24 protein-coding genes and 1 riboswitch are annotated in these 25,046 nt (G+C 53.1%); of the genes, 9 read left to right on the forward strand and 15 right to left on the reverse strand.

Annotated elements, in window-relative coordinates; all coding sequences use genetic code 11:
- Window positions 1–60: 60 nt before the first annotated feature.
- From SK39_RS10200 to nudC, 6 genes are all read right to left on the reverse strand, one after another.
- Window positions 61–753, reverse strand: a complete 693-nt coding sequence (locus SK39_RS10200) for a DUF1481 domain-containing protein (RefSeq protein WP_048217411.1) — start codon at window positions 751–753, stop codon at window positions 61–63.
- 11 nt (window positions 754–764) lie between these two features.
- Window positions 765–1,037, reverse strand: coding sequence for a nucleoid-associated protein HU-alpha (hupA, locus tag SK39_RS10205; RefSeq protein ID WP_001044509.1), 273 nt, complete (start codon window positions 1,035–1,037; stop codon window positions 765–767).
- A gap of 186 nt (window positions 1,038–1,223) precedes the next feature.
- The gene (locus SK39_RS10210) at window positions 1,224–1,814 is read right to left on the reverse strand and encodes a YjaG family protein (protein ID WP_003842015.1); all 591 of its coding nucleotides are present in this window, start codon (window positions 1,812–1,814) and stop codon (window positions 1,224–1,226) included.
- Between the two features lie 33 nt (window positions 1,815–1,847).
- A complete protein-coding gene (gene nfi / locus SK39_RS10215; protein ID WP_003033072.1) occupies window positions 1,848–2,528 on the reverse strand; it encodes a deoxyribonuclease V in 681 nt (226 codons plus the stop codon).
- Window positions 2,529–2,537: 9 nt separating this feature from the next.
- Window positions 2,538–3,602, reverse strand: coding sequence for a uroporphyrinogen decarboxylase (gene hemE / locus SK39_RS10220; RefSeq protein ID WP_048216975.1), 1,065 nt, complete (start codon window positions 3,600–3,602; stop codon window positions 2,538–2,540).
- 50 nt (window positions 3,603–3,652) lie between these two features.
- Window positions 3,653–4,426: an NAD(+) diphosphatase gene (gene nudC, locus SK39_RS10225; protein ID WP_003033074.1), complete on the reverse strand. Its 774-nt coding sequence runs from the start codon at window positions 4,424–4,426 to the stop codon at window positions 3,653–3,655.
- Window positions 4,427–4,522: 96 nt separating this feature from the next.
- Between nudC and SK39_RS10230 the strand changes: the two genes are divergently transcribed.
- The 7 genes from SK39_RS10230 (at window position 4,523) to thiH (ending at window position 10,633) form a co-directional block, all read left to right on the forward strand.
- Complete coding sequence (locus tag SK39_RS10230) at window positions 4,523–5,011, forward strand: Rsd/AlgQ family anti-sigma factor (RefSeq protein WP_003033077.1); 489 nt, start codon at window positions 4,523–4,525, stop codon at window positions 5,009–5,011.
- Window positions 5,012–5,062: 51 nt separating this feature from the next.
- A riboswitch (TPP riboswitch) is annotated at window positions 5,063–5,185 on the forward strand.
- Window positions 5,186–5,265: 80 nt separating this feature from the next.
- Window positions 5,266–7,164 (forward strand): phosphomethylpyrimidine synthase ThiC, encoded by a 1,899-nt coding sequence (gene thiC / locus SK39_RS10235; protein ID WP_048216976.1) that lies wholly within the window; start codon window positions 5,266–5,268, stop codon window positions 7,162–7,164.
- Complete coding sequence (thiE, locus tag SK39_RS10240) at window positions 7,164–7,799, forward strand: thiamine phosphate synthase (protein WP_032937283.1); 636 nt, start codon at window positions 7,164–7,166, stop codon at window positions 7,797–7,799. The genes thiC and thiE overlap by 1 nt, the downstream gene beginning before the upstream one ends.
- Window positions 7,792–8,550 carry a HesA/MoeB/ThiF family protein gene (locus SK39_RS10245; protein ID WP_032937282.1) on the forward strand — a complete coding sequence of 253 codons (759 nt, stop codon included), beginning with the start codon at window positions 7,792–7,794 and terminating at the stop codon, window positions 8,548–8,550. The genes thiE and SK39_RS10245 overlap by 8 nt, the downstream gene beginning before the upstream one ends.
- The gene (gene thiS, locus SK39_RS10250) at window positions 8,531–8,731 is read left to right on the forward strand and encodes a sulfur carrier protein ThiS (RefSeq protein WP_003033088.1); all 201 of its coding nucleotides are present in this window, start codon (window positions 8,531–8,533) and stop codon (window positions 8,729–8,731) included. Before SK39_RS10245 ends, thiS begins: the two co-directional genes overlap by 20 nt.
- Window position 8,732: 1 nt before the next feature.
- Window positions 8,733–9,503, forward strand: a complete 771-nt coding sequence (gene thiG, locus SK39_RS10255) for a thiazole synthase (protein WP_032937281.1) — start codon at window positions 8,733–8,735, stop codon at window positions 9,501–9,503.
- Window positions 9,500–10,633 (forward strand): 2-iminoacetate synthase ThiH, encoded by a 1,134-nt coding sequence (gene thiH, locus SK39_RS10260; RefSeq protein WP_048216977.1) that lies wholly within the window; start codon window positions 9,500–9,502, stop codon window positions 10,631–10,633. The genes thiG and thiH overlap by 4 nt, the downstream gene beginning before the upstream one ends.
- A gap of 119 nt (window positions 10,634–10,752) precedes the next feature.
- On the opposite strand, the gene cspG is transcribed toward thiH, so the two are convergent.
- Window positions 10,753–10,965, reverse strand: coding sequence for a cold shock protein CspG (gene cspG, locus SK39_RS10265; protein ID WP_003033098.1), 213 nt, complete (start codon window positions 10,963–10,965; stop codon window positions 10,753–10,755).
- Window positions 10,966–12,057: 1,092 nt separating this feature from the next.
- Between cspG and SK39_RS10270 the strand changes: the two genes are divergently transcribed.
- Together SK39_RS10270 and SK39_RS10275 are read left to right on the forward strand one after the other, a co-directional pair.
- Window positions 12,058–12,363, forward strand: coding sequence for a PTS sugar transporter subunit IIB (locus SK39_RS10270; RefSeq protein WP_003033102.1), 306 nt, complete (start codon window positions 12,058–12,060; stop codon window positions 12,361–12,363).
- A gap of 4 nt (window positions 12,364–12,367) precedes the next feature.
- Window positions 12,368–12,685 (forward strand): PTS lactose/cellobiose transporter subunit IIA, encoded by a 318-nt coding sequence (locus SK39_RS10275; protein WP_003033104.1) that lies wholly within the window; start codon window positions 12,368–12,370, stop codon window positions 12,683–12,685.
- A gap of 111 nt (window positions 12,686–12,796) precedes the next feature.
- Here the strand turns inward: SK39_RS10275 and rpoC are convergent, their stop codons facing one another.
- The 8 genes from rpoC to secE all read right to left on the reverse strand — a co-directional run bounded on the left by rpoC (window position 12,797) and on the right by secE (window position 25,014).
- Window positions 12,797–17,020 carry a DNA-directed RNA polymerase subunit beta' gene (gene rpoC / locus SK39_RS10280; protein WP_003033107.1) on the reverse strand — a complete coding sequence of 1,408 codons (4,224 nt, stop codon included), beginning with the start codon at window positions 17,018–17,020 and terminating at the stop codon, window positions 12,797–12,799.
- Between the two features lie 76 nt (window positions 17,021–17,096).
- Window positions 17,097–21,125: a DNA-directed RNA polymerase subunit beta gene (rpoB, locus tag SK39_RS10285; protein ID WP_003033111.1), complete on the reverse strand. Its 4,029-nt coding sequence runs from the start codon at window positions 21,123–21,125 to the stop codon at window positions 17,097–17,099.
- Between the two features lie 320 nt (window positions 21,126–21,445).
- Window positions 21,446–21,811, reverse strand: a complete 366-nt coding sequence (gene rplL, locus SK39_RS10290) for a 50S ribosomal protein L7/L12 (protein ID WP_003033114.1) — start codon at window positions 21,809–21,811, stop codon at window positions 21,446–21,448.
- A 66-nt stretch (window positions 21,812–21,877) separates the two neighbouring features.
- Window positions 21,878–22,375, reverse strand: coding sequence for a 50S ribosomal protein L10 (gene rplJ, locus SK39_RS10295; RefSeq protein WP_001207203.1), 498 nt, complete (start codon window positions 22,373–22,375; stop codon window positions 21,878–21,880).
- Window positions 22,376–22,789: 414 nt separating this feature from the next.
- Window positions 22,790–23,497: a 50S ribosomal protein L1 gene (rplA, locus tag SK39_RS10300; RefSeq protein ID WP_003033119.1), complete on the reverse strand. Its 708-nt coding sequence runs from the start codon at window positions 23,495–23,497 to the stop codon at window positions 22,790–22,792.
- Window positions 23,498–23,500: 3 nt separating this feature from the next.
- On the reverse strand, window positions 23,501–23,929 hold the full coding sequence (gene rplK / locus SK39_RS10305) for a 50S ribosomal protein L11 (RefSeq protein WP_003033122.1): 429 nt from the start codon (window positions 23,927–23,929) through the stop codon (window positions 23,501–23,503).
- A 154-nt stretch (window positions 23,930–24,083) separates the two neighbouring features.
- Window positions 24,084–24,629, reverse strand: coding sequence for a transcription termination/antitermination protein NusG (gene nusG, locus SK39_RS10310; RefSeq protein WP_003033125.1), 546 nt, complete (start codon window positions 24,627–24,629; stop codon window positions 24,084–24,086).
- A gap of 1 nt (window position 24,630) precedes the next feature.
- Entirely contained in the window at window positions 24,631–25,014 is a 384-nt protein-coding gene (gene secE / locus SK39_RS10315) for a preprotein translocase subunit SecE (RefSeq protein WP_003033128.1), read from the reverse strand.
- Between the last annotated feature and the right edge of the window lie 32 nt (window positions 25,015–25,046).

A 25,046-nucleotide genomic window follows, 5' to 3' on the forward strand; every position in this document is an offset into this window, starting at 1 on the left:
AGACTTGATGCCTGATGACGCCATACGGTTCAGGCCTGCTGACTACCTGTCTTCAGGTTTTCAGAAAGTTTTGGCTGTAGGCTGCCAGTGACAAAAATCTTCATTGGCGACTAGCAGTATCTGCGACCCTTCGGGCGCTTCCAGCCATGCCACACTCACCTCTACGGATGAATGTTTCTGGCGGCGCTCGATATGGTTTATCGCCCACGACTCCAGGTCTGGCTTCAGCGTTTCACCTTCACAGGTTGTGACCGTGTTATCCGCATGCCAACGTCCCTGACGCAATATCACCCGTCCCTGACGCAGCGCATCGCTGGTCTGGCGAATTTGATCGGCGCGATAGCGGTAAAGCGCGATTTGATCGCTGGAAAGCTGCTGCTTTTGCCCGTCGACTTCACGCTGCATGAAGCTCAGTTCGCCCCGGTCATCGAAGCGTATACGGACATGTTCAGCCGGTTTACTGTAAACGTTGAGTTCTATCAGAGAGAGCGAATCACCCTGCCAGCGGTATTCACTGGTAGTGGTTTCGCCTTTTCGCCACGGACTAAATACCGAGAGCAAGTGAACATCGTCACCGGAGTCTTTACGCCAAATGCGTACCGCCCCCTGATCGCCAACATAGCCGCTGGCCGTGAACGGAGGAAGCTCAGAATGGCTACCGCAGGCAGACAGTAACAGAACACCTGAAAGCCGAAGCGTATGACGCCAGATGGACAAAAGGGGCGAAACCGCCCCTTCGTTAAAACTGTTCACTGCCACGCGAATTACTTAACCGCGTCTTTCAGTGCTTTACCAGAAACAAATGCCGGTACGTTAGCTGCGGCAATTTTGATTTCTTTACCGGTCTGCGGGTTGCGGCCAGTGCGCTCAGCACGGTGGTTCACTTTGAAGGTACCGAAACCAACCAGTTGTACAGCATCGCCTTCTTTCAGAGACTCAGTAATAGCAGCCAGAGTGGATTCCAGAGCAGCTTTAGCCTGTGTTTTAGACAGTTCTGCTTTGTCTGCAATTACATCAATCAGTTGAGTCTTGTTCATAAGTTATCCTTACAATGTGTTTATCGCTTGCTAAGCATCGAGTGCGACGGAAATGCCAGAAAAGCACTCTCCTGCATACACGCACCGATAGCCACTTTTTTTCGCCCCCCAAATGTAGACCAGACCGGGGGCGGATGGGAAGCCTTCAGGCACGACAAATCAGGCGTTAAATCACGTTTTGTGGTGTCATTGCTGAAAATTTATACCAATATTGCTCTCGCCAGCCTCGCGCAGGTCTGCACGCAGCCCTTTTATCAGCTCAATATCGCGTTCTTCACAGTCGGCTAAAAGTCGGAAAATTTCCCACTGAATATCCCATTCTTGCTCAACGGCAGGGTTCTCTTTGAGCTCCTCATCGGTCATTTCGCGACCAGCCTGGGTCATTTCCAGCATCGCTACCGTCGTAATCGAAGCTTTACTAACTTCAATTGCATGCTCCAGCGTTTCACCGCTAAGACGTGAATGCATCAGTTCGCTTAATGCCACACAGGCATCAATCGCTGGATAAACGCCGTACAGATCGTAATCGTCTGCAGAAGGAATGGCCTCTTCAAACTTTTCCAGCTGGCTGTCGAAATTGATTTTCGCGTCTTTAACCGTCAGCGCTTCCCAAATCAGATCCAGAATTCGGCGGTAAATCTGTCCATCGCCAAATTCAGTTTGCTTGCAGAACATGGCGTAATTCGGGTACATGCGTTCGCACAGACAGGCCATAAATGTGACGTGCTGCCAGCTTTCCAGCTTCTCCAGACGCAGGTGAATCGGATTTTGTAACATGATGAGTTCTCAAATACGGAAATTAGCCGCAGTTTACCCGATATGGGGCGCTTTTGCTGCAAGCCGCGTAAAAGCCGGGCGTTCGGATGCCACCGCATCTGCCCAGCGCGTTGGTTCCGGCAGACGATAGCCGTTCATACAGCGTTGTACCCACGCCAGTGCGCTGTCCATACTCACGCGGTGGCCCGTAGAGATAAACAACGGGTTACAGCGCGCTTTGCTGCGCCAGACCCATGCCAGCTGTTCGCCTTTATCCAGCAATGGCACTAGCGCACCGGGTTCAGCAGCGAGCGGTTCAAACTTGCCACACAGCCGTTTTTTCGCCACACCAATCGTTGGGACGTCCACCAGCAGGCCAAAATGGCTGGCCACGCCCAGACGGCGCGGGTGCGAAATGCCGTGCCCGTCAACGAACAGCAGATCTGGCTTGTGCGAGAGCAGTTGCCAGGCGGCCATCAGCGCGGGGGTTTCACGAAAGGAGAGAAAACCGGGAATGTAAGGCATGGTAGTGGCGATACGCGCCACCTTGTATTCAACCAGTTCAAGCGTGGGATACTTCAGTAAGACCATCGCGGCTCGCGTCACTTCGCCACCCTGCTCAAACCCAACGTCCGCCCCGCCGATCAGATCCGGCGGATCGTTCTTCAGACGATCCTCGCGGATCAATGAAGAGGCCAGTTCAAGCTGCTGCGCGCGTAATGACGCGAGATCCATAATGACTCCTTAGCGGTGGTACTGTTCGGACAACCGATGTACCGCCTCCACAAAGACACCCGCATGTTCTGGCGGGACGTCCTGATGAATGCCGTGGCCCAGGTTAAAGACATGCCCTTCGCCCTGACCGAATCCGGCCAGAATTGTCGCCACCTCTTCTTCGATGCGGGCTGGCGGTGCATACAGCATGGACGGATCCATATTGCCCTGTAGCGCCACTTTATGACCTACACGACGACGCGCATCGGCAATGTCAGTGGTCCAGTCGAGACCTAACGCATCACAGCCGGTTTCCGCCATCGCTTCCAGCCACTGACCACCACCTTTGGTAAACAGGGTCACAGGTACGCGACGACCTTCGTTCTCGCGTAGCAGGCCATCGACGATTTTGTGCATGTAGTACAGGGAGAACTGCTGATAGTCGCGACCGGTCAGCACACCGCCCCAGGTATCGAAAATCATCACCGACTGCGCGCCCGCTTTGATCTGCGCGTTCAGGTACAGCGTGACGCTCTTCGCCAGCTTATCAAGCAGCAGATGCAGCGCTTTAGAGTCGGCATACATCATCTTTTTAATCACGGTGAAGGCTTTGCTGCTGCCGCCTTCAACCATGTAGGTCGCCAGCGTCCACGGGCTACCGGAGAAGCCGATCAGCGGCACTTCGCCTTTCAGTTCACGGCGGATAGTGCGCACCGCGTTCATCACGTATCCAAGCCCATCTTCCGGGTCCGGGATCGGCAGTTTGTCGACGTCAGCCTTGCTGGTAATCGGGGAGGTGAAGCGTGGACCTTCTCCTGCTTCAAAATACAGCCCGAGTCCGATCGCATCCGGGATCGTCAGGATATCGGAGAAGAGGATCGCGGCATCAAGTTTATAGCGACGCAGCGGCTGCAGCGTAACTTCGCAGGCCAGCTCGGCATTTTTGCACAGCGCCATAAAATCGCCCGCTTCGGCACGGGTAGCTTTGTATTCCGGTAGATAACGGCCTGCCTGGCGCATCATCCATACCGGAGTGACATCAACGGGCTGGCGCAGCAGCGCACGCAGATAACGATCGTTCTTCAGTTCGGTCATTTTTGCAGTTCCTTATTGCGTCAGTCCATCAGTGTATCACCACTCGCTCTTTACTCGTACTCAGCCCGACACATTGCCACAGTATCTTCAATCAATCGACGCGCGACAGTACCCGGCGGGGGCAAGAGCGGTAAATCGTCATAGCGATACCAGTTCGCTTCCAGCAGCTCTTTCGGGTCGATGACGATTTCGCCGCTATCATACTCCGCCATAAATGCGGTCATCAAAGACTGTGGGAACGGCCACGGCTGAGAAGTGACATAGCGCAGGTTTTTCACCTTAATGCCGCTCTCTTCCATGACTTCACGCGCCACCGCCTGCTCGAGGGTTTCGCCCACTTCGACAAAACCTGCCAGCACGGTATGCACGCCGTTGCGATGGCGAACATGTTGGGCGAGCAGGATGGAATCATCTCGGCGAATAGCGACGATTATGCAGGGAGCAATTTGAGGGTAATAACGTTCACGGCAGTGACTACAGAGCATCGCCCACTCCGTTTTACTCGGGTGCATGGGATGGCCGCAGTAACCGCAGAATTTATGCGAGCGGTAAAACTCTGCCAGCTGTACGCCTCGTCCGGCCAGTTGAAACAGGCCAACGTCCTGGTCAATGACCTGGCGCACCGACCCCATATCGTGTCGACGCTGCTGCTGCACCAGCCAGACAGTTTCCCCTTCCCACTCGCCTATTGGCAGCGCGCGCTGACCAATCAGATCAAAACGGGCTGCGTCGCCATAAGGTAGCTCGCCATGAGGTAACCATAACTTTTGCTCATGACTGACAATCCACCAGCCGCTATCTAATTTTTCAATTATACGATCCATATCTCTTGCGCAACCTTTGCTTCACAGGCATGTTGTTTACATTATTTTTACATTTACGGGTGAGCAGTTCCTAAACACCATCTTGCGGAGTCAATCATGCTAAACCAGCTGGAAAGCCTGACGGAGCACGTCGGAGGAAGTAATAAACTGGTTGATCGCTGGCTACATGTACGTAAGCACCTGCTCGTGGCTTACTACAATCTGGTTGGCATTAAGCCTGGCAAAGAATCGTACATGCGACTTAATGAAAAGGCGCTGGATGATTTTTGTCAGAGCCTGGTCGATTACCTCTCCACCGGACACTTCAGTATTTATGAACGTATTCTCCATAAATTGGAAGGGAACGGGCAGCTTTTAAAAGCCACAAAAATTTGGCCGCTGCTGGAAGCTAATACGCAGCTGATCATGGACTACTATGACTCCAGCCTGGAAACTGCGATTGATCATGATAACTTCCTTGAGTTTCAAAAGGTTTTATCGGATCTCGGCGAAGCGCTGGAAGCCCGGTTCGTGCTCGAAGATAAGCTGATCATGCTGGTATTTGATGCGATGCACGAGAGTGGCACTCTCAAACGTCCTGCTTGAGATTTGTCGCATTAACGCGTAGTTTACATTCATTACCTCTAAGATAGAGGTTACTTCTTGTCGGAGTGCTTATTTTCCACAACAGCATGAGTGGAAAAGGCTGAGACCGTTAATTCGGGATCCGCGGAACCTGATCAGGTTAAGACCTGCGAAGGGAACAAGAGTCAATCTACAACCGTTCGCCTTTGGGCGATCGCCTCTCTTGCTTCATCCGTCGTCTGACAAGCCACGTCCTTACTTTTTTGGAATGAGCTATGTCTGCCACTACTAAACCATCACGCCGCGAACAGCGCGCGCAAGCCCAACACTTTATCGATACCCTGGAAGGGACCGCCTTCCCTAACTCAAAACGCATTTATATTACCGGTTCGCAGCCGGATATCCGCATTCCGATGCGCGAAATCCAGCTTAGCCCGACGCTGATTGGCGGCAGCAAAGACAACCCGCAATTTGAAGACAACGAAGCCGTGCCGGTGTACGACACCTCCGGGCCGTATGGCGATCCTGACGTGGCGATTAACGTCCAGCAGGGTCTGGCGAAACTGCGCCAGCCGTGGATTGCGGCGCGTAACGACAGCGAAGAATTAGACGACCGCAGCTCCGCTTACACCAAAGAGCGCCTGGCCGACGATGGCCTGGACGAGCTGCGTTTCAGCGGCCTGCTGACGCCAAAGCGCGCCAAAGCCGGTAAGCGCGTGACCCAGCTGCACTACGCCCGTCAGGGGATCGTCACGCCGGAGATGGAGTTTATCGCCATCCGTGAAAATATGGGCCGCGAGCGTATTCGTAGTGAAGTGCTGCGCCACCAGCATCCGGGGATGAACTTTGGCGCTCGTCTGCCGGAAAATATCACCCCGGAATTCGTGCGTGATGAAGTCGCTGCGGGCCGGGCGATTATTCCCGCCAACATCAACCACCCGGAATCCGAGCCGATGATCATCGGCCGCAACTTCCTGGTGAAGGTGAATGCCAACATCGGTAACTCGGCGGTCACTTCCTCTATCGAAGAAGAGGTAGAAAAACTGGTGTGGTCGACCCGCTGGGGCGCAGATACGGTGATGGACCTCTCCACCGGTCGCTATATTCACGAAACCCGCGAGTGGATCCTGCGTAACAGCCCGGTGCCGATCGGCACCGTACCGATCTACCAGGCGTTGGAGAAGGTCAACGGGATCGCCGAAGATCTCACCTGGGAAGCGTTCCGCGATACGTTGCTGGAACAGGCCGAACAGGGCGTCGACTACTTCACCATTCATGCTGGCGTGCTGCTGCGCTACGTGCCGATGACCGCTAAACGCCTGACCGGAATTGTCTCACGCGGCGGTTCAATTATGGCGAAATGGTGCCTCTCACATCACAAAGAGAACTTTCTGTTCGAACATTTCCGCGAGATCTGCGAAATCTGTGCCGCCTACGACGTTTCCCTGTCACTGGGCGACGGTCTACGCCCTGGCTCGATTCAGGATGCCAACGACGAAGCGCAGTTCGCCGAGCTGCATACGCTGGGCGAGCTGACCAAAATCGCCTGGGAATACGACGTACAGGTGATGATTGAAGGCCCGGGCCACGTGCCGATGCATATGATTCAGCGCAACATGACCGAAGAGCTGGAGAGCTGCCACGAGGCACCGTTCTACACCTTAGGGCCGTTGACCACCGATATCGCACCGGGCTATGACCACTTCACCTCCGGCATTGGCGCGGCAATGATCGGCTGGTTCGGCTGTGCGATGCTGTGCTACGTGACGCCGAAAGAGCACCTCGGCCTGCCGAACAAAGAAGATGTGAAGCAGGGGCTGATCACCTACAAAATCGCCGCCCACGCCGCGGATTTAGCCAAAGGGCATCCGGGCGCGCAGATCCGCGATAACGCCATGTCGAAAGCGCGCTTCGAATTCCGCTGGGAAGATCAGTTTAACCTCGCGCTCGACCCGTTTACCGCCCGTGCCTATCACGATGAAACCCTGCCGCAAGAGTCCGGCAAGGTCGCCCACTTCTGTTCCATGTGCGGGCCGAAATTCTGCTCAATGAAAATCAGCCAGGAAGTACGCGACTACGCCGCTGCGCAAACCATTGAAGTGGGGATGGCGGATATGTCGGAAAACTTCCGCGCCAAAGGCGGCGAAATTTACCTCAAACGGGAGGAAGCCTGATGTATCAGCCTGATTTCCCAACCGTACCGTTCCGACTCGGACTTTACCCGGTAGTGAACAGCGTTGCATGGATTGAACGTCTGCTGGAGGCGGGCGTACGCACAATCCAGCTGCGTATCAAAGATAAACGCGATGAAGAGGTGGAAGCCGACGTTATCGCCGCCATCGCGCTGGGGCGTCGCTATGACGCCCGCCTGTTTATTAACGATTACTGGCGGCTGGCGATTAAGCACAACGCCTACGGCGTGCATCTGGGCCAGGAAGACCTCGAAACCACCGACCTGAAGGCGATTCAGGCGGCGGGCTTACGCCTGGGGGTTTCCACTCACGATGATATGGAGATTGATGTCGCGCTCGCTGCTAAGCCTTCTTATATCGCACTCGGCCACGTTTTCCCCACGCAAACCAAGCAGATGCCTTCCGCTCCGCAGGGGCTGACGCAGCTGGCAAGTCATATTGAACGACTGGCCGATTACCCGACCGTCGCCATTGGCGGCATCAGCCTGGAACGTGCGCCCGCGGTGCTGGCAACCGGCGTCGGCAGCATTGCCGTGGTCAGCGCCATTACCCAGGCGGCTGACTGGCAGGCAGCCACGGCGCAGCTGCTCGACATAGCGGGAGTCGGCGATGAATGACCGCGACTTTATGCGTTACAGCCGGCAGATCCTGCTCGGCGATATCGCTATTGAGGGCCAACAAAAGCTGCTCGACAGCCATGTGCTGATTATCGGTTTAGGCGGGTTAGGTTCGCCTGCCGCGCTGTATCTGGCGGGAGCAGGTATCGGCAAACTGACGCTGGTAGACGATGACGACATTCATTTGAGCAATCTGCAGCGCCAGATCCTGTTTACCACTGATGATATCGCGCGTTCAAAATCGCAGATTGCCCAGCAGCGCCTGACGCGGCTCAACCCAGATATCGAACTGGTATCGCTCCAGCAGCGACTGAAAGGCGATGCGCTCCGGCATGCGGTAGCGCGTGCCGACGTGGTGCTCGACTGTACCGACAACATGGCCACGCGTCAGGAAATTAACGCCGCCTGCGTGTCGCTGAATACACCTTTGGTTACCGCCAGCGCCGTCGGTTTCGGCGGCCAGTTGATGGTGCTCACGCCACCGTGGGAGCAAGGTTGTTACCGCTGCCTGTGGCCGGATGATGTAGAGCCTGAACGCAACTGCCGTACCGCCGGTATCGTCGGCCCGGTTGTCGGCGTGATGGGCACCTTGCAGGCGCTGGAAGCCATCAAACTGCTTAGCGGCATTGCGACGCCCAGCGGCGAGTTACGCCTGTTTGACGGTAAAACCAGCCAGTGGCGCAGCCTTGCGCTGCGTCGGGCCAATGGCTGCCCGGTATGTGGAGGGCAACATGCAGATTCAGTTCAATGATGAGCCGATGCAGTGCGCCGAGGGACAAACCGTCAGCGGGCTGCTCACCGAGCTTAATCAGCTTAAACCGGGCGCGGCGCTGGCGCTCAATCAGCAGATCCTGCCGCGCGAGCAGTGGCAGCAGCAAATCGTGCAGGAAGGCGACCAGATCCTGCTTTTTCAGGTTATTGCAGGGGGTTGATATGTTACGTATTGCCGACAAAACGTTTGGTTCACATCTGTTCACCGGTACCGGAAAATTTGCCTCATCGCAGCTGATGGTCGAGGCGATTCGCGCCTCCGGCAGCCAGCTGGTCACGCTGGCCATGAAGCGCGTGGATTTGCGCCAGCATAACGATGCCATTCTGGCCCCGCTTATCGACGCGGGCGTGACGCTGCTGCCTAACACCTCCGGAGCGAAAACCGCTGAAGAGGCGATTTTCGCCGCCCAACTGGCGCGTGAAGCGTTGGGCACAAACTGGCTGAAATTAGAAATCCACCCAGATGCCCGCTGGCTATTGCCGGATCCGATTGAAACACTAAAAGCTGCCGAAGCGCTGGTGAAACAGGGCTTTGTGGTGCTGCCCTACTGCGGTGCGGACCCGGTACTGTGCAAGCGGCTGGAAGACGTGGGCTGCGCGGCGGTGATGCCGCTCGGCGCACCTATCGGCTCTAACCAGGGGCTGGAAACCAAAGCGATGCTGGAGATTATTATCCAACAGGCCACTGTGCCAGTGGTGGTCGACGCCGGGATCGGCGTGCCCAGCCATGCGACGCAGGCGCTGGAAATGGGCGCTGACGCGGTGTTGGTCAACACGGCGATTGCCGTGGCGGACGATCCGGTGATGATGGCCACCGCTTTCCGTCTGGCGGTTGAAGCGGGCCTTCTGGCGCGCCAGGCCGTCCCCGGCAGCAAAAGCTCGCTCGCGCAGGCCACCAGCCCGTTGACGGGATTTCTGGAGGCACTGGCATGAATACCTTCAGCGACCGCTGGCGACAGCTGGACTGGGACGACATCCGCCTGCGCATCAACGGTAAAACCGCCGCTGACGTGGAACGCGCCCTCAACGCTTCGCAGCTTAGCCGCGATGATTTGATGGCGCTGCTCTCGCCTGCCGCCGCCGACTATCTGGAGCCGCTGGCACAGCGGGCGCAGAAGCTCACCCGCCAGCGTTTTGGCAACACGGTGAGCTTTTACGTGCCGTTGTATCTCTCCAACCTTTGTGCCAACGACTGCACCTACTGCGGTTTTTCGATGAGCAACCGTATCAAACGCAAAACGCTGGACGAAGATGAGATACAACGTGAGTGTGCGGCTATCCGTGAGCTGGGCTTTGAGCATCTGCTACTGGTCACCGGTGAACATCAGGCCAAAGTGGGGATGGATTACTTTCGTCGCCATTTGCCTGCCATTCGCCGCCAGTTTGCCTCTTTACAGATGGAAGTACAGCCGCTGTCAGAGGCTGAATATGCGGAGCTGAAGACGCTGGGGCTGGATGGCGTGATGGTGTATCAGGAGAGCTATCATGAGGCGATTTACGCCCGCCACCATCTGAAGGGGAAAAAGCAGGATTTCTTCTGGCGACTGGAAACGCCGGACCGGCTGGGCCGTGCAGGGATCGACAAAATCGGTCTTGGCGCGTTGATTGGTTTGTCCGACAGCTGGCGGGTTGACTGCTATATGGTAGCTGAACATCTGCTGTGGATGCAGCAGCATTACTGGCAGAGCCGCTACTCTATCTCCTTCCCTCGCCTGCGCCCATGCACCGGAGGCGTTGAGCCTGCATCGATCATGGATGAGCGACAGTTGGTCCAGACCATTTGCGCGTTTCGTTTACTGGCACCAGAAATTGAGCTGTCGCTCTCCACCCGCGAATCGCCATGGTTTCGTGACCATGTGATCCCGTTGGCGATCAACAACGTCAGCGCCTTCTCAAAAACCCAGCCCGGTGGTTATGCCGATAACCACCCCGAACTGGAACAGTTCTCCCCGCACGACGATCGTCGCCCGGAAGCCGTTGCTGAAGCACTGATGGCGCAGGGATTACAGCCCGTGTGGAAAGACTGGGACAGCTATCTGGGACGCGCGGCACAGATGCCCTAAGCCCAACGCTATCGCATAAACAAAAAAACCCGCTTTCGCGGGTTTTTTCTTCACTGGTGCTTAACTGCTCGGGCTCTGGCCTTCATCGCTATCGTAAGCCTTCGTGAAATTATCGGCGTTTACAGCGCGACAACGTTAACAGCAGACGGGCCTTTAGCGCCATTCTCCACGGAGAACTCCACCTTTTGACCTTCGTCTAACGTTTTAAAATCGTTACTCTGGATAGCGGAAAAATGCACAAACACATCCTTGCTACCGTCCTGAGGAGTGATAAAGCCGAAGCCTTTATCAGAGTTAAACCATTTTACTAAACCAGTCATTTTGTTAGACATAGATACTTCCTTTCATGTTTTTGAGCCGCTTATGCAGCGAAGATGGCCTGTTTTGCAGAAATTAACTTATGGGGCACTTAGGGAGGAGGCTCATGAAGAAGAGTATCTGAGGATAACGCTTGAACTGAGAACTGCTTTACTAAAACTGCTTGCATAAGGTCTGTGTTCCAAACCGATGCCGCTATAGTAGACCTACTTCTAATCATTAAGCAAGCATTAATTTTTTTAATACCCACTGAGTGATGCAATGTTGAACCAACGCGGCTAAGCATCATGGATAACAGCTTGATCTACAATGAACAAAAGCCCCGACTATTGCAGTCAGGGCTTTACGTTACTACACACTTCAAATTTAACATTAATAAACTTAACGATTTAATACTGCTGATGGTACTACTTTAAAATGTACACGTTTACTACAGATAATATTGGATTTTGATACTAACTAAAGCTTTCCTCTATTTACCGTTAAACACATTCCACCCGCTTGATAATAGAACTCAAGGCTGGTGACCTAAACAAGTACACTTCCCCTCGCGACATATACTCTTTGATGCGTTGCCTTATTTCCCTCGTGATAACCAAAAAGCAGAAATCACGAACAATTACTATTAAATCATGGCGTTACATCGTCGCGTTTTACTGATTTTTTGCGATTAGATATATCAACTACGTGGCCTGAAAGCATTGTCGAGGTGAAAAAATAGCGTTTTCAGCATCGACTATCCCATACAAAAAATACTTCGTGGCCTTTATCGCAAACCCCAATCAAGCTCTACTAACACTGACTACGTTAACAGCAAACTACAATTTCTCCGCTGTTAAGTATTAACATACGGGTTTAAAAAACGCTGTCAATACTGTTTTTTATAACATGTCTTTATTGACAGTAATTATATATTCCAGCATGTGATAAGCGAGTCAAAAAGCCGCTGGTCCCGGTCCAGATCGCAGGGTTTGGCCCCTTTTTGTAACCGGTTTCAGAAAAAGCAGCTTTCTTTGTGATGCCTTGCACACAATCGTTGCAAAGCAGTTGTTGCTATAGCTGGCTCGCGATAATTATCAACTCACACATGTTGATCGAGACTGCTTATGAAAAACATCGTTTTATGCTGTGCCGCCGGAATGTCCACCAGCATGCTGGTGCAAAGGATGAAAGATGCCGCCCAGAAAAAAGGCGTCGACGTCACTATCAAAGCCGTCCCGGTGGCCGAGTTTGAAGAGAATATCGCTACAGCGGATATCGTTTTGCTCGGTCCACAGGTTAAGTATGAACAGGCCAAGCTACAGGCGATCGCCGACCCACTAGGCAAAAAGGTCGCCGTTATCGACATGATGGATTACGGCATGATGAAAGGCGATGCGGTACTGGACAAGGCGCTGAAACTACTGGAGTGATGGTATGGAAGAGTTAGAAACGATCATCATGGAGTTATTGGTAAACGCTGGTGCTGCACGCAGCCAGGCCCTGACGGCATTGCAACTGGCGCGTAAAGGTGATTTCTCCGGTGCAGAACAAGCGATGACGGAATCACGCGAGTACGTTAAACAAGCGCATAAAATCCAGACCCAGCTGATCGGAATTGACGAAGGAACCGGCAAGCTACCGGTTAATCTCATCACCGTCCATTCGCAGGATCACCTGATGAACGCGATGGTGATTCAGGATTTGGCGGGAGATATGATTGAGCTTTATCGGCGGTTACCGCCGGTAAATTAATGACACTGCCGGATGGCTTCGTAGCCTCGTAGACCTGATAAGCGTCATCAGAAATAAACCTGGACATAAAAAAACCCGCCGAAGCGGGTTTTTTATTATGGTCGGCAACGATTAATCGTTGTCAGAACCGCCCAGGCCTGCGTTCAGCAGTTCTGCCAGGCTGGCAGACGCATCTTCAGCAGTCACCTGCGGTGCAGCTGGCAGTTCGCCCGCTGCGCGACGGCGCATACGATCCTGGTGGTACGCGTAACCGGTACCTGCCGGGATCAGACGACCCACGATTACGTTCTCTTTCAGACCGCGCAGTTCATCACGTTTACCTGCAACAGCGGCTTCGGTCAGGACACGCGTGGTTTCCTGGAACGATGCTGCAGAGATGAAGGACTCGGTTGCCAGAGACGCTTTGGTGATACCCAGCAGATCGCGGGAGAACGTTGCACCCACTTTGCCGTTCGCTTCCAGCTCGCGGTTAGCGATCTTGACGCGGGAGTATTCAACCTGCTCGCCTTCCAGGAAGTCGGAGCTACCAGCGCTTTCGATGGTGGCTTTACGCAGCATCTGACGAACGATAACTTCGATGTGTTTATCGTTAATCTTAACACCCTGCAGACGGTATACGTCCTGAACTTCGTTAACAATGTAACGAGTTACAGCATGCACACCACGCAGACGCAGGATGTCGTGCGGCGCTTCCGGACCGTCGGAAACCACGTCACCACGTTCTACACGTTCACCTTCGAACACGTTGAGCTGACGCCATTTCGGGATCATCTCTTCGTACGGCTCGCTACCGTCTACCGGGGTGATAACCAGACGACGTTTACCTTTGGTTTCTTTACCGAAGGAAATGATGCCGCTGATTTCAGCCAGGATTGCCGGCTCTTTCGGACGACGTGCTTCGAACAGGTCAGCAACGCGCGGCAGACCACCGGTGATATCCTTGGTACCGCCGGATTCCTGCGGAACACGCGCCAGGGTGTCACCAGAACTGATCTGTACGCCATCTTCCAGCTGAACAATCGCTTTACCCGGCAGGAAGTACTGAGCAGGCATATCGGTGCCTGGGATCAGAACGTCGTTGCCCTGAGCATCAACAATTTTCAGTGCCGGACGCAGGTCTTTACCACCCGCAGTACGCTCTGCAGAATCCAGAACCACCAGAGAAGACAGACCGGTCAGCTCGTCGGTCTGACGAGTAATGGTCTGGCCGTCGATCATGTCAGTGAAGCGGACAAAACCACTCACTTCGGTGATAACCGGCATGGTGTGCGGATCCCAGTTTGCTACGGTTTCGCCGCCAGCAACCTGTTCGCCATCACCTTTCGCCATAACGGAGCCGTAAGGCACTTTATAGCTTTCTTTGGTACGGCCGAATTCGTCGATCAGTTTCAGTTCGGTGTTACGTGAGGTGATAACCAGTTTGCCGCTGGAGTTCACAACCGACTTCGCATTGCTCAGACGGATGCTACCTTTGTTTTTCACCTGAATGCTGGATTCAGCAGCCGCACGAGATGCCGCACCACCGATGTGGAACGTACGCATCGTCAGCTGTGTACCCGGTTCACCGATGGACTGTGCCGCGATAACGCCGATTGCTTCACCTTTGTTGATGATGTGGCCACGCGCCAGGTCACGACCGTAGCAGTGCGCACATACACCAAAGTCGGTGTCACAAGATACAACAGAACGGACTTTGACGGAGTCAACGGAGTTCTCTTCCAGCAGGTCACACCACTGTTCGTGCAGCAGCGTGTTGCGTGGAACCAGAATATCCGCCGTACCCGGCTTCAGAACGTCTTCAGCAGTCACACGACCCAGAACGCGATCGCGCAGCGGCTCTTTAACGTCACCACCCTCGATAACCGGGGTCATGGTGATGCCTTCCAGAGTGCCGCAATCGTCTTCAGTAACAACCAGGTCCTGCGCAACGTCGACCAGACGACGAGTCAGATAACCGGAGTTCGCTGTTTTCAGTGCGGTATCCGCCAGACCTTTACGCGCACCGTGAGTAGAGATGAAGTACTGGAGTACGTTCAGACCTTCACGGAAGTTCGCGGTGATTGGCGTTTCGATGATGGAGCCATCTGGCTTCGCCATCAGACCACGCATACCGGCCAGCTGACGAATCTGTGCTGCAGAACCACGCGCACCGGAGTCGGCCATCATGTAGATGCTGTTGAAGGAAACCTGCTGCTCTTCTACGCCGTCACGGTTAATAACGGTTTCGGTTTGCAGGTTATCCATCATCGCTTTGGATACACGATCGTTCGCCGCAGCCCAGATATCGATAACTTTGTTATAGCGTTCGCCCGCGGTTACCAGACCAGACTGGAACTGCTCCTGGATCTCAGCAACTTCAGCTTCCGCTTCAGAGATAATCTCGTGTTTCTTCTCCGGGATGACCATGTCATCAATACCAACAGATGCACCTGAACGCGCTGCATAAGCAAAGCCGGTGTACATTGTCTGGTCAGCGAAGATAACAGTCGGCTTCAGGCCCAGAATGCGGTAACAGGTGTTCAGCATTTTGGAGATAGCTTTCTTGCCCAGCGCCTGGTTGACGATGGAGAAAGGCAGACCTTTCGGTACGATCATCCACAGAATGGCGCGACCAACGGTCGTGTCTTTCAGACTGGTGTGCGCAACGAATTCGCCGTTTTCATCTTTTTCGTATTCAGTGATACGCACTTTAACGCGCGCATGCAGAGAGGCCAGACCTGCGCGATAGATACGCTCAGCTTCTTTCGGGCCAGTCAGCACCATGCCTTCGCCTTTGGCGTTAACACAGTCACGGGTCATGTAGTACAGACCCAATACAACGTCCTGAGACGGAACGATGATAGGTTCGCCGTTCGCCGGAGACAGGATGTTGTTGGTAGACATCATCAGCGCACGCGCTTCGAGCTGGGCTTCCAGCGTCAGCGGTACGTGAACAGCCATCTGGTCACCATCGAAGTCGGCGTTATATGCCGCACAAACCAGCGGGTGAAGCTGGATAGCTTTACCTTCGATCAGTACAGGTTCAAATGCCTGGATACCCAGACGGTGCAGTGTTGGTGCACGGTTCAGCAGTACCGGGTGTTCGCGGATAACTTCGTCCAGGATATCCCAAACGACAGCTTCTTCACGCTCAACCATTTTCTTAGCGGCTTTGATGGTGGTGGCGAGGCCACGCAGTTCCAGCTTACCGTAGATGAACGGTTTGAACAGTTCCAGTGCCATTTTCTTCGGCAGACCGCACTGATGCAGACGCAGGTATGGACCTACGGTGATTACAGAACGACCGGAGTAGTCAACACGCTTACCGAGCAGGTTCTGACGGAAACGACCCTGTTTACCTTTGATCATGTCGGCCAAAGATTTCAGAGGACGTTTGTTAGAACCGGTGATCGCACGACCGCGACGACCGTTATCCAGCAGGGCGTCAACCGCTTCCTGCAGCATACGTTTTTCGTTGCGTACGATGATGTCCGGCGCAGCCAGATCCAGCAAACGCTTCAGACGGTTGTTACGGTTGATAACGCGACGATACAGATCGTTCAGATCCGACGTTGCGAAACGACCACCATCCAGCGGAACCAGCGGACGCAGATCTGGCGGCAGAACCGGCAGAACGGTCAGGATCATCCACTCTGGCTTGTTGCCAGACTGTACGAAGGCTTCCAGCAGTTTGATACGCTTGGTCAGCTTCTTACGCTTGGTTTCGGAGTTGGTTTCGTTCAGCTCTTCGCGCAGAGTTTCACACTCTTGCTCCAGATCCATGCTCTTCAGCAGGGCCTGGATTGCTTCCGCACCCATCTTCGCGTCAAATTCGTCACCGAACTCTTCCAGCGCGTCCAGATACTGCTCTTCAGTCAGGATCTGTTGACGTTCCAGGTTAGTCATACCGCCTTCGATAACCACATAAGATTCGAAGTACAGTACGCGTTCGATATCACGCAGCGGCATATCAAGCAGCAAACCGATACGGGACGGCAGAGATTTCAGGAACCAGATGTGAGCAGTCGGAGACGCCAGCTCGATGTGGCCCATACGCTCACGGCGTACTTTAGTCTGGGTCACTTCAACGCCGCACTTCTCACAGATCACACCACGGTGTTTCAGGCGCTTGTACTTACCGCACAGGCACTCGTAGTCTTTTACCGGCCCAAAGATACGGGCGCAGAAAAGGCCGTCACGTTCAGGTTTGAACGTACGGTAGTTGATGGTTTCCGGCTTCTTAACTTCACCGAAAGACCATGAACGGATCATGTCTGGCGAGGCCAGAGCAATTTTGATCGCATCAAACTCTTCGGTTTTAGTCTGCGCTTTCAGAAACTTTAATAAATCTTTCACGGATTTGCTCCCGTCGGAGTTAGCACAATCTGGCGCTGGCTGTTACGCCAGCACCAGTGACCTGTTTGATCGAGAGTTACTCGTCTTCCAGCTCGATGTTGATACCCAGCGAACGAATCTCTTTCAACAGTACGTTGAAGGATTCCGGCATGCCTGGTTCCATCTGATGGTTGCCGTCCACGATGTTTTTATACATCTTAGTACGACCGTTCACGTCATCAGACTTAACGGTGAGCATTTCCTGCAGGGTGTATGCTGCGCCATATGCTTCCAGCGCCCACACTTCCATCTCCCCGAAGCGCTGACCACCGAACTGCGCCTTACCACCCAGCGGCTGCTGAGTAACCAGGCTGTAAGAACCGGTAGAACGCGCATGCATCTTGTCATCAACCAGGTGGTTCAGTTTCAGCATGTACATGTAGCCAACGGTAACCTGGCGCTCGAACTGCTCACCGGTACGGCCGTCGAACAGTGTGATCTGACCGGAAGTCGGCAGGCCACCCAGCTGTAACAGTTCCTTGATTTCAGACTCTTTCGCACCGTCGAATACCGGCGTTGCGATCGGCATACCTTTTTTCAGGTTTTCAGCCAGACGCAGAACTTCTTCATCACTGAAGGTATTCAGGTCAACTTTCTGACGAACATCTGAACCCAGATCGTAAGCACGCTGGATGAATTCGCGCAGTTTCGCGACTTCCTGCTGTTGTTTCAGCATGGCGTTGATCTTATCGCCGATACCTTTTGCAGCCATACCCAGGTGGGTTTCAAGGATCTGACCGATGTTCATACGCGATGGTACGCCCAGCGGGTTCAGTACGATATCTACCGGCGTACCGTTAGCATCGTGTGGCATATCTTCGATCGGGTTGATCTTAGAGATTACACCCTTGTTACCGTGACGACCTGCCATCTTATCACCAGGCTGGATCCGACGTTTAACCGCCAGATAAACCTTAACAATCTTCAGCACGCCCGGTGCCAGATCGTCGCCCTGAGTAATTTTACGGCGTTTCGCTTCGAGTTTTTTCTCGAATTCGTGTTTCAGTTCGTCGTACTGCTCAGCCAGTTGTTCCAGCTGATTCTGTTTTTCTTCGTCGGTCAGGCCGAGTTCTAACCAGCGGTCGCGTGGCAGTTTGTCGAGCTTCTCAGCTTCAACACCACCGGAAACCAGCACAGCGTAGATACGGCTGAACAGGCCAGCTTCGAGGATCTGCAGTTCTTCAGACAGGTCTTTTTTCGCCTGCTTCAGCTGCATCTCTTCGATTTCCAGCGCACGTTTGTCTTTTTCTACGCCATCGCGAGTAAAGACCTGAACGTCGATAATCGTACCGGAAACACCGTTTGGCACGCGCAGAGAAGAGTCTTTAACGTCAGACGCTTTCTCACCGAAGATCGCACGCAGCAGCTTCTCTTCTGGCGTCAGTTGGGTTTCACCTTTCGGCGTTACCTTACCAACCAGAATGTCGCCACCGGTCACTTCCGCACCGATATAAACGATACCGGATTCATCCAGTTTGGAGAGCGCAGCTTCACCCACGTTCGGGATGTCAGCGGTGATCTCTTCTGGCCCCAGCTTGGTGTCACGGGACACACATGCCAGTTCCTGAATGTGGATGGTGGTGAAACGGTCTTCCTGAACAACACGCTCGGATACGAGGATGGAGTCTTCGAAGTTGTAACCATTCCATGGCATGAATGCCACGCGCATGTTCTGGCCCAGCGCCAGTTCACCGAGGTCGGTGGACGGACCGTCAGCCAGCACATCACCACGTTCAACCGGCTCGCCCAGAGATACGCAAGGCATCTGGTTGATACAGGTGTTCTGGTTAGAACGGGTGTATTTGGTCAGGTTATAAATGTCGATACCTGCTTCGCCCGGGTACATCTCGTCTTCGTTAACTTTGATAACGATACGGGAAGCATCCACGTACTGAACAGTACCGCCACGTTTAGCAACTGCAGTAACACCGGAGTCAACGGCAACAGCACGTTCCATACCGGTACCAACCAGCGGCTTATCAGCGCGCAGAGTCGGAACCGCCTGACGTTGCATGTTCGCACCCATCAATGCACGGTTGGCGTCATCGTGTTCCAGGAACGGGATCAGGGACGCACCGACGGATACCACCTGCTGGGTGGATACGTCCATGTAGTCAACCTGATCACGGCTGAACAAGCTGGATTCGCCTTTGCTACGGCAGGTAACCAGATCTTCTACAAAGTGGCCTTCGTCATCCAAGTTGGAGTTCGCCTGAGCGATAACGTAGTTGCCTTCTTCGATAGCAGACAGGTAATGAATTTCGTCAGTTACAACACCGTCGGTCACTTTACGGTACGGAGTCTCGAGGAAGCCGTATTCGTTAGTCTGTGCATACACGGACAGGGAGTTGATCAGACCGATGTTCGGACCTTCAGGCGTTTCGATTGGACATACGCGACCGTAGTGAGTCGGGTGTACGTCTCGAACTTCGAAGCCTGCGCGTTCACGGGTCAGACCGCCTGGGCCGAGTGCAGAGATACGACGTTTGTGCGTAATCTCAGACAGCGGGTTGTTCTGGTCCATAAACTGAGACAGCTGGCTGGAACCAAAGAACTCTTTCACTGCTGCAGAAATCGGCTTGGCGTTGATCATATCCTGAGGCATCAGGGTATCCAGATCGCCCAGAGACAGACGCTCTTTCACCGCACGCTCAACACGTACCAGGCCAACGCGGAACTGGTTTTCCGCCATTTCGCCTACGGAACGGATACGACGGTTGCCGAGGTGGTCGATATCATCGACTTCGCCTTTACCGTTACGGATATCGATGAGCTTCTTCATCACTTCGATGATGTCGTCTTTGCTCAGGATACCGGAACCTTCGATTTCGTCGCGCAGCAGAGAACGGTTGAACTTCATACGACCGACCGCAGACAGGTCATAGCGGTCTTCGGAGAAGAACAGGTTCTCGAACAGGCTTTCAGCAGCTTCACGAGTCGGCGGCTCACCAGGACGCATCATGCGGTAGATTTCTACCAGTGCGCTCAGACGATCGTTGGTTGGGTCGACGCGTACAGTTTCAGAAATGTACGGACCGTGGTCCAGATCGTTAGTGAACAGCGTTTCGATACGCTTGTGACCAGACTGGCTCAGCTTAGCCAGCAGATCCAGGCTCAGCTCCATGTTAGCTGCGCAGATCAACTCGCCAGTAGATTCGTCAACGTAGTCTTTAGCCGCAACTTTACCAGCAATGTATTCAACCGGAACTTCGATATGTTTGATATCGTCTTTTTCCAGTTGGCGAATGTGGCGCGCAGTGATGCGACGGCCTTTTTCGACGTAGACTTTGCCGTTAGCTTCAATGTCAAAGGAGGCGGTTTCACCACGCAGGCGTTCCGGCACCAGTTCCATCTGCAGCTTGTTGTCGCGAATTTCGAAAACAACTTTTTCAAAGAACAGGTCAAGGATCTGCTCAGTGGTGTAGTTCAGTGCACGCAGAATAATGGTCGCAGGCAGTTTACGGCGACGGTCAATACGTACGAACAGGTTGTCCTTCGGATCGAATTCGAAGTCCAGCCAGGAACCACGGTAAGGGATGATGCGCGCGTTATACAGCACTTTACCCGAAGAGTGGGTTTTACCTTTGTCGGAGTCAAAGAAGACGCCAGGACTACGGTGCAGCTGAGAAACGATAACACGCTCAGTACCATTGATTACAAAGGTACCGTTGTCAGTCATGAGCGGAATTTCGCCCATGTAGACTTCTTGTTCTTTAATGTCTTTTACGGTGCCTTCCGGCGCTTCGCGCTCGTAGATCACCAGACGCAGTTTTACGCGCAGCGGTGCGGAATAGGTCACGCCACGGATCTGACATTCCTGAACGTCAAACACCGGTTCGCCAAGGCGGTAGCTGACGTATTGCAGCTCGGAATTACCGCTGTAGCTCTGAATCGGGAAAACGGAACGGAAAGCTGCTTCCAGACCATACTGCCCTTCAGGATCTTGCTCGATGAACTTCTGAAACGAGTCAAGCTGGATAGAAAGGAGATAAGGTATGTCCAACACTTGTGGACGTTTACCAAAATCCTTACGAATACGTTTTTTCTCGGTATAGGAGTAAACCATTAGGGTTCCTCAGCTCGCTGACAAGTCGACCCATCTGTCCGACGAAGGGACAGTTTGTGCAACACTATTTTGTTGACCGGAAAATCGAATACTTTCCGCAATGCCTGTTGCTATCACGCTTAAACCATTTCATTGCGATTTACACAGAACTGATGCTCTGTCGCAGTATATTAAGACGTCGATAGAAACAAGCATTGAAAGGCACAGCAGTAGTCAAACAGTGTGAAATGCTACTGGCGCCTTACAGCGCAAAAAGGCTGGTGACTAAAAAGTCACCAGCCATCAGCCTAATTTCTTAGGCTGCAACCAGAAAAGTTGGCTTATTTAACTTCAACTTCAGCGCCAGCTTCTTCCAGAGATTTTTTCAGTGCTTCTGCGTCGTCTTTGCTGATGCCTTCTTTCAGGGCAGCCGGAGCAGATTCTACCAGGTCTTTAGCTTCTTTCAGACCCAGGCCAGTTGCGCCACGTACTGCTTTGATAACAGCAACTTTGTTAGCGCCAGCAGCTTTCAGAATTACGTCGAATTCAGTTTTTTCTTCAGCAGCTTCAGCCGGGCCAGCAGCTACAGCTACAGCAGCAGCAGCGGAAACACCGAATTTTTCTTCCATTGCAGAGATCAGTTCTACAACGTCCATTACGGACATAGCGGATACTGCTTCAATGATTTGATCTTTAGTGATAGACATTTAAATTGTTCCTGAAAATCAGAATAAGTTTATACGTAAGCAGATGCTTGAGAAAGATAACTGCGATTAAGCAGCTTCTTTCGCATCGCGTACAGCAGCCAGAGTACGAACCAGTTTGCCAGCCGAAGCTTCTTTCATGGTTGCCATCAGGCGTGCAATTGCTTCTTCGTAGGTCGGCAGAGTTGCCAGGCGATCGATTTGCGATGCCGGGATCAATTCACCTTCAAAGGCTGCGGCTTTGACCTCAAATTTTGCATTCGCTTTCGCGAACTCTTTGAACAGACGAGCAGCAGCGCCCGGGTGTTCCATAGAGTATGCAATCAGGGTCGGACCAACAAACGTGTCTTTCAGGCACTCGAACTGAGTACCTTCAACGACGCGGCGCAGCAGGGTGTTACGAACAACACGCATGTATACGCCAGCTTCACGACCTGCTTTACGCAGTTCAGTCATTTTATCTACAGTTACGCCACGGGAATCCGCAACTACTGCAGACAGCGCGCCTTTGGCTACTTCGCTGACTTCAGCAACAATCGCTTGTTTGTCTTGAAGATTTAAAGCCATTAGCTTTGCTCCTGGATGTTTGCCGGAACTCATGTTCCGGAACTCACTTCACTCTCACCAACGGAGAGAGCGTCTAAATACGGTGAGCAGAAACAAGCCAGAGTATCAGAAATAATCTTAGCGTTCTGTCACCGTCTACGCAGGGCATTAAGTTTCTTACGAAACACCTGCGGTCTTCGACGGAGGCCTGGATAGGCCAGGCTCCAACGAACAAATCTTGTCTATCTGTCGCTATTCAATCTGTGCCGGCGTTGACTGCCTTCGTTCACACCAGTCACATAGTTAACTATGCTTCTGGCGATTCACTCAGTTGTCGCCTTGCCACAGCCTGAATATCTCGGATATACGTCTGCAATTAGCAGAAACGTGGGGGTAAGATTGTAGACAAAATCACCGCCCACGTAAAGGCGAATATTAGTTCGCCACAGTCGCAGTCAGACCGGACTGATCAACGGCAACACCAGCACCCATGGTGGTGGAGATGCTAACTTTCTTGATGTACACGCCTTTAGCCTGAGTCGGTTTCGCTTTTTTCAGCGCAACCAGCAGAGATTCCAGGTTTTCTTTCAGTTTGTCAGCGTCAAAATCCACTTTACCGATGGTAGTGTGAATGATGCCGTTTTTGTCGTTACGGTAACGAACCTGACCTGCTTTAGCGTTCTTAACCGCTTCAGCAACGTTAGGGGTTACAGTACCAACTTTCGGGTTTGGCATCAGGCCGCGCGGACCCAGAACCTGACCCAGCTGGCCAACAACGCGCATTGCATCCGGGGAAGCAATAACAACGTCAAAGTTCATTTCGCCTTTCTTGATCTGGTCAGCCAGATCTTCCATACCTACCAGCTCAGCGCCTGCAGCTTTAGCAGCTTCAGCGTTTGCGCCTTGGGCAAATACGGCTACGCGAACGGAACGGCCAGTACCGTGCGGCAGTACAGTTGCACCACGTACGTTCTGGTCAGATTTACGAGCATCGATACCGAGGTTAACGGCAACGTCTACGCTTTCTACGAATTTAGCAGTGGCCAGCTCTTTCAGCAGAGCAATAGCTTCGTTGATGTCGTACTGTTTAGTTGCATCAACTTTGTCACGGATCACGCGCATACGCTTGGTCAGTTTAGCCATTTCTTAGTCCTCCACTACCAGGCCCATGGAACGTGCAGTACCTTCAATGGAGCGAGTCATCGCTTCAATGTCGGAACCAGTCATGTCGGCAGCTTTGGTCTGCGCGATTTCCTGCAGCTGAGCGCGGGAAATTTTACCCACTTTGTCTTTGTTCGGTTTACCGGAACCAGACTTGATACCAGCCGCTTTCTTCAGCAGAACTGCTGCCGGAGGCGTTTTGGTAACGAAAGTGAAAGAACGGTCAGCGTAAACGGTGATAACAACCGGGATCGGCAGACCTTTTTCCATGGAATCAGTTTTTGCGTTGAACGCTTTGCAGAATTCCATGATGTTCACGCCTTGTTGACCCAGTGCTGGACCTACCGGCGGACTCGGGTTAGCCATACCAGCTGCAACTTGCAGCTTGACATAGGCCTGGACTTTCTTAGCCATTCTAAATTCCTCTAGTTGGGTTATAGCGCCTCAAGGAGGCTCCCCGTGATTAAATTCGTTTTACGGACAGGGTCCATAAAAACAAAAGGCGCGAAATTGTATTCCAATCTCGCGCCTTGTGCAACGATTAAATCGCCGCTTTTTTGATCGCTGTTTAGGCTTTTTCTACCTGGGCAAAGTCCAGTTCTACCGGGGTCGCACGACCAAAGATAGAAACAGAGACTTTCAGGCGGGACTTCTCGTAGTCCACTTCTTCAACCACGCCGTTAAAGTCAGCAAACGGGCCGTCACTAACGCGAACCATTTCACCTGGCTCAAACATCGTTTTCGGACGCGGTTTATCACCAACCTGCTGCAGACGGTTCATGATCGCATCAACTTCTTTGTCGCTGATCGGCGCCGGACGGTCAGATGTACCGCCGATAAAGCCCATCACACGCGGCACGCTACGCACCAGGTGCCAGCTTGCGTCATTCATCACCATCTGGACCAGTACATAGCCCGGGAAGAATTTACGTTCGCTCTTGCGACGCTGGCCACCACGGATTTCGACCACTTCTTCGGTCGGCACCATGACTTCGCCAAACAGCTCTTCCATATTTTGTAACTTGATATATTCGCGCAGCGACGTGGCTACGCGGCCTTCAAAACCGGAAAACGCCTGAACGACGTACCAGCGCTTTTTAGGGGCTTCAGACATCTTAGAACCTCAGGCCAGTGATAAAGGATACCAGGCGAACCAGAATACCATCCAGTCCCCACAGGATCAGTGACATTACTGCGGTAACCGCAGCCACAATTAATGTGGTGTGCAATGTTTCCTGGCGAGTTGGCCAAATGACCTTACGGACTTCGGTTCTCGCTTCACGGGCAAAAGCAACGGTCGCTTTACCTTTTGTTGTCAACAGCGCGACACCACCCGCTGCGGCAATCAGAATCACTACGGCCAGCGCACGCAGCGGCAGCATCATGTCACGATAGAGGTAGTTGCCAACGATAGCTACAAGCAGCAATACAGCGACAACAACCCACTTCATCGCTTCCAGGCCGCGCCCGCTTCCTTGAGCTTCGGTATTCGCACTCATAAACCAACCTGTCAGAAGTATTCTACAAACAT

The organism is Citrobacter sp. BIDMC107, assembly GCF_001037575.1.
In the GTDB taxonomy this organism is placed as follows: Bacteria; Pseudomonadota; Gammaproteobacteria; order Enterobacterales; family Enterobacteriaceae; genus Citrobacter; species Citrobacter freundii.